We start from the raw sequence: 4,070 nt of genomic DNA, 5'->3' as shown, positions 1-4,070 counted from the left end.
CGGCAGCGTCAGGTGTGTATAAGAGACAGACCGGGCGGTTTGGCCTGCGGGGCGCCGGAGCGGGGCGGCGCGGGCGCGGAGCAGGCGGACGCGGCGAGGACGGCCAGTCCCGCGGCGAGGGTCAGGAGTCTTCTCATGGCGAGGTCCCTTCACGCGTGCAGCAGGGTCAGGGCCTTGGCCAGGGCGGGGTCGCGTCCGGCGGCCGCGTCCTTCGGGGTCAGGGGCGCGTAGTGGTCGGGTGGCACGCCGATCCTGTCGATCACCTCGCGGTTGGGCCCGAGGTGGTGTCTGGAGGGGAAGCTCAGCAGGGTGTTGTTGGTGAGCAGGTACGTCCGCGCCGGGCCGGAGATCACGCCGGCGGTTCTGGTGCCGACCAGCGGGCCGATGCGCAGATCCTTGACCGCGGAGCTGAAGTGTTCGCAGGCCGAGGCGCAGCTGCGGTCGGTGAGCACCACCAGCGGCAGGTGCAGCAGCTCGACGGTGTCGTCGGTCGGCATGGCCTGGCATTTGTCGTCCACGGTGCACTGGTAGGCGGTGACCTTGCCGTGGACGAACGCGCTGAGCAGCCGGGTCGCCTCCACGGGGCTGCCGCCGCCATTGCCGCGCAGGTCCAGCACGACGCCGGACAGCGTCCGCCCGGTGCGCAGCCTGGTGATCGCCCGCAGGACCCGGTTCGCGGAGTCGGGAGAGAATCCGGTCATCCGTACGTAGGCGATGTCGTCGTCCACCAGCTTCGACCGCACCACCTGCAGAGCGGTCAGATCCCGCGGGTAGAGGCCGGGCTTGAGCGTCACGCTCCAGCGGTGGCCGGTGGCCTGCCGCAGCAGCCGCAGCCGCACCGGGCGCGCGTCCGGGTACTCGGGGTAGAGGGCGACGATCGCGGGGCCGGCCTTGCCGTCGATGAAGGGCGCCGATCCGTTGACCGATTCGATGAGGTCACCCGGACGCAGCCCGGCCGCCTGCGCGCCGCCACCCAGCACGCTGGTGACGAACAGCGGCGGGAGGGCGACGCCGGGGTCGTCGTTCACCTGCGAGGCACTGACGTTCGCCTCGAGCCCCAGGCCGTAGCCGTCACCGTCGTAGTAGTCGAGCGGCCGCTCGGGTTGGCGCGCCCATCGGGCGTGGTTGTCGCCGAGGGCGGCCACGATGGCCTGCAGAGTGCTGGCGGCCAGCTTGTCGCGCAGGTCGGGAACCTGGTCGGTGATCTTCCGGTAGGCGGTCTCGAACGCCGCCCAGTCGGCCTTGCGGTCGCCGGTCAGCGCGGGCATGGTCGCCTCGGGCAGGTCCCGCCGGTCGCGGTTGAGCTCCTGCGTCAGGGCGACGAATCCGGCCGTCAGCAGCGAGCGGGCGTCCAGCGTGGCGCCGCTGTAGTAGGTGCCGAGGATGCAGAAGTACGCCTGCTCGATGACGTCGATCGTGGTGGCCGTCTCCGCCTCGGGGACTCCCGGGGGTGGCGCGCAGACCGTGGCGGCTGGTGTGCCTGCCTGCCCGCGCGGCGGCGTCGGCGCGGTGCAGGCCGCCGCCAGCAGGAGCGCGAGCCCGGCGGCGGCGGTTCTGACGGCGGTCATGACAGGCGTCTCCGGAGCCACCAGAAGGACGACCACGCGAGGCCGAGGGTGAGCAGGGCGTAGATCCCGGTCTCGATCCACTGGAAGGGCCAGAAGCGCTCAAGGGGCTGGTAGGTCGCCTGTTGCCGGTAGCCGAGCCGGTTGATCTCGGCCGTGCATCCCCCTGTGGGCAAGCCCTGCGCTGAGCAGGGTCCCGACGTCGTGGAGACCGGGACGGCCCGCACGATCGTCGACGACGGTCCCGAGCTTCCATCTCCGCTGGAGATCGTACGTCCGGACGGATCGACCAGCTTGCTGGACAGGACCCAGGCGCCCGCGTGGCCGGGAACGGCTGACGTCCTCAGGAAGATTTGCAGGGATCCGCCTCCCGGCGCGCCGAGGCCGTCCATGTTCTCCCGGCCGAGCTCGAAGGTCCCGGCGACCGGGGGCATCAGGTGGGGACGGACGAGCAGCGGCATGGCGATCTGGATCGCGGCGAAGACGACCATGGTCAGGGCCATGGCGGGCAGCGTGCGGCGCACCAGCATGCCCACGGTCACCCCGAGGACGAACGCGAAGGCTGCATACCCCATCGGGGCGATCCCGCGCGCGCCGAACACTACGGGAGCCATCTGCGCCATCTCCGGAACGGCCGACTTGTCCAGGGGGTCGGACCACCAGGTCACCGCGAGGCCGCACACGCCGGCGGCGGCCATGGCCGCCAGGCCGGTGAGCCCGAGCTTGACCGCCAGCCAGCGGCCGCGGGTGATGCTCTGGTTCCACACCAGCAGGTGCGTGCCCGCCTCCAGCTCCCGAGTGATCAACGGCGCTCCCCAGAAGAGCCCGACCAGCGCCGGCAGGATCAGCACGACGAGGGTGAGGGCCAGGAAGAGGAGGTCGTACTCGCTGAAGAACCGGTCGAAGAAGTCGAAGCAGGTGTTGTCCGGGGTGCAACCGGCAACTCCGGCAGCGTATTCGGAGGCCAGATTCGGGCCGGTCAGGGCCAGGACGGCAGCGAAGACCACGAGGACGGCGGCCATCATCGCGGCCGAGCCGCGGAACTGGCGCCAGGTGAGCCAGATCATCGCCGCACCTCCAGGACGGCTCGCCCGTTGTCGACGGTGCGCTTGTCCATGTAAGCCAGGACGAGGTCCTCCAGGCTGAGCTGGGTGGCCGTCCAGGCGGGGTCGTGGTTCGGGGCGTCGGTACGGACCACGTACGTGCTCTGTCGCTCGGTGTGGCCGGCGGAGATGACGTGCTGGTCGGCGGGGAGCCGATCGGGATCGCGGCGCGGGCCGGTGAGCCGGTGATGGGCGGCCAGTAACTGGTCGACCTCCCCGGCCATCTGGACGCGGGAGTCGGCGAGCACGATCACGTAGTCGCAGATCCGTTCCAGATCGGAGACCAGGTGGGAGGAGAGCAGCACGCTCAGCCTGTGCGCGACGGCCGCCTCCCTCAGCCCTTGCAGGAACTCGCGGCGGGCCAGCGGGTCGAGCGAGGCGACCGGCTCGTCCAGGATCAGCAGTTCGGGCCGCTTGGCCAGGCCCAGGGTGAGGGCGAGCTGGGCGCGTTGGCCGCCGGACAGCTTGCCCGCCCGTTGGGCCGGGACGAGGCCGAGCCGCGCGATGCGCTCCCGCGCCATGGCCGCGTCCCAGCGTGGGTTGAGCCGGGCTCCCAGCCGCAGGTGTTCGGCGACGGTCAGTCCCGCGTAGACGGGGGTGTCCTGGGCGACGAACCCGACCTTGGCCAGCTGCGCGGGCGTGTCCCCAGGCCGGCCGCCGAGCACGCTGATGCCGCCCGTGCTCGGTTCCAGCTGGCCGCTGGCCAGCTTCAGCAGCGTCGTCTTGCCGGCTCCGTTGGGGCCCATCAACCCCACGACGTGGCCCGCCGGGATGTCGATGGTGCACTCGCGCAGCGCCCAGCGCTTGCCGTACTTCCTGCCCAGTGCCTGGGCTTCTAGGACAGCGGTCACGCCATGCCTTCCTGAGCGGTCCGAAGGTCATCATGAACAGCGCCTCGATGCCTTCGTCGAGGCCCAGGCCGGAACCGCGGCTCCAGAGCGGCGGGATGGCGTGAACGAAACTAGGCACTGCCCATGCCGATGCGCGTCGGCCGCCATACCGAGATCGCGTACCTCCTGAGAGCGAACGGCCGCCAGGTCATCCCTGCGATGTACTCCTCAAGCCCGTGAACCCCGTCACAACGGCCGATGCGGGAGGGACGGGCAGGCGTGACAATGTGCCGGTGGAGACCGGTGAACGACCCCCGTGGTGGCGGCATGTGCTCGACCTGGACAGCCGGCTGGACGAGGACTACCCGGGCCGGCGTGGTGTCCGGGGCATGCGGGGGCCGAGTGGCGACGGACCCCCTAGGCCGTCTCGCAGAGCACTCGCCGCCGACGTGGTGGTCTCGCTCGTCCTGACGGTCATCGCGGTGACCGTATCGGCGAGATATCCAGCCATCGCGGATCGGCCCGAAGTGATCGAGTACTTGCGGCTCGGACCCGCAAGTACTCGATCACTT

At 70.8% G+C, this 4,070-nt stretch carries 5 protein-coding genes; 1 reads left to right on the top strand and 4 read right to left on the bottom strand.

The annotated features are described in order from the left end of the window. Positions 1-8 precede the first annotated feature (8 nt). The 4 genes from ETD86_RS59505 to ETD86_RS52905 are packed head-to-tail and all read right to left on the bottom strand — an operon-like array spanning position 9 to position 3,519. Complete coding sequence (locus ETD86_RS59505) at positions 9-137, bottom strand: hypothetical protein (protein ID WP_281287112.1); 129 nt, start codon at positions 135-137, stop codon at positions 9-11. 12 nt (positions 138-149) lie between these two features. Beyond that, the gene (locus ETD86_RS52915; RefSeq protein ID WP_138674165.1) at positions 150-1,568 is read right to left on the bottom strand and encodes a S41 family peptidase; all 1,419 of its coding nucleotides are present in this window, start codon (positions 1,566-1,568) and stop codon (positions 150-152) included. Further along, positions 1,565-2,632 carry an ABC transporter permease gene (locus ETD86_RS52910; protein WP_138674164.1) on the bottom strand — a complete coding sequence of 356 codons (1,068 nt, stop codon included), beginning with the start codon at positions 2,630-2,632 and terminating at the stop codon, positions 1,565-1,567. Before ETD86_RS52910 ends, ETD86_RS52915 begins: the two co-directional genes overlap by 4 nt. Continuing rightward, a complete protein-coding gene (locus ETD86_RS52905; RefSeq protein ID WP_138674163.1) occupies positions 2,629-3,519 on the bottom strand; it encodes an ABC transporter ATP-binding protein in 891 nt (296 codons plus the stop codon). Before ETD86_RS52905 ends, ETD86_RS52910 begins: the two co-directional genes overlap by 4 nt. Before the next feature lie 272 nt (positions 3,520-3,791). Here ETD86_RS52905 and ETD86_RS57715 point away from each other — a divergent pair. After that, a partial coding sequence (locus ETD86_RS57715; RefSeq protein ID WP_211370896.1) for a hypothetical protein occupies positions 3,792-4,070 on the top strand: 279 nt, incomplete at its 3' end.

Source organism: Nonomuraea turkmeniaca (assembly GCF_005889735.1).
In the GTDB taxonomy this organism is placed as follows: Bacteria; Actinomycetota; Actinomycetes; order Streptosporangiales; family Streptosporangiaceae; genus Nonomuraea; species Nonomuraea turkmeniaca.
Note: the sequence above shows the minus strand (reverse complement) of the source record. Positions and strands in the feature narration are given on the sequence as shown.

What these genes read in the sequence shown, in the direction of transcription:
- ETD86_RS59505 (WP_281287112.1), bottom strand. Translation starts at nt 137, where the DNA reads ATGAGAAGACTCCTGACCCTCGCCGCGGGACTGGCCGTCCTCGCCGCG.
- ETD86_RS52915 (WP_138674165.1), bottom strand. Translation starts at nt 1,568, where the DNA reads ATGACCGCCGTCAGAACCGCCGCCGCCGGGCTCGCGCTCCTGCTGGCG.
- ETD86_RS52910 (WP_138674164.1), bottom strand. Translation starts at nt 2,632, where the DNA reads ATGATCTGGCTCACCTGGCGCCAGTTCCGCGGCTCGGCCGCGATGATG.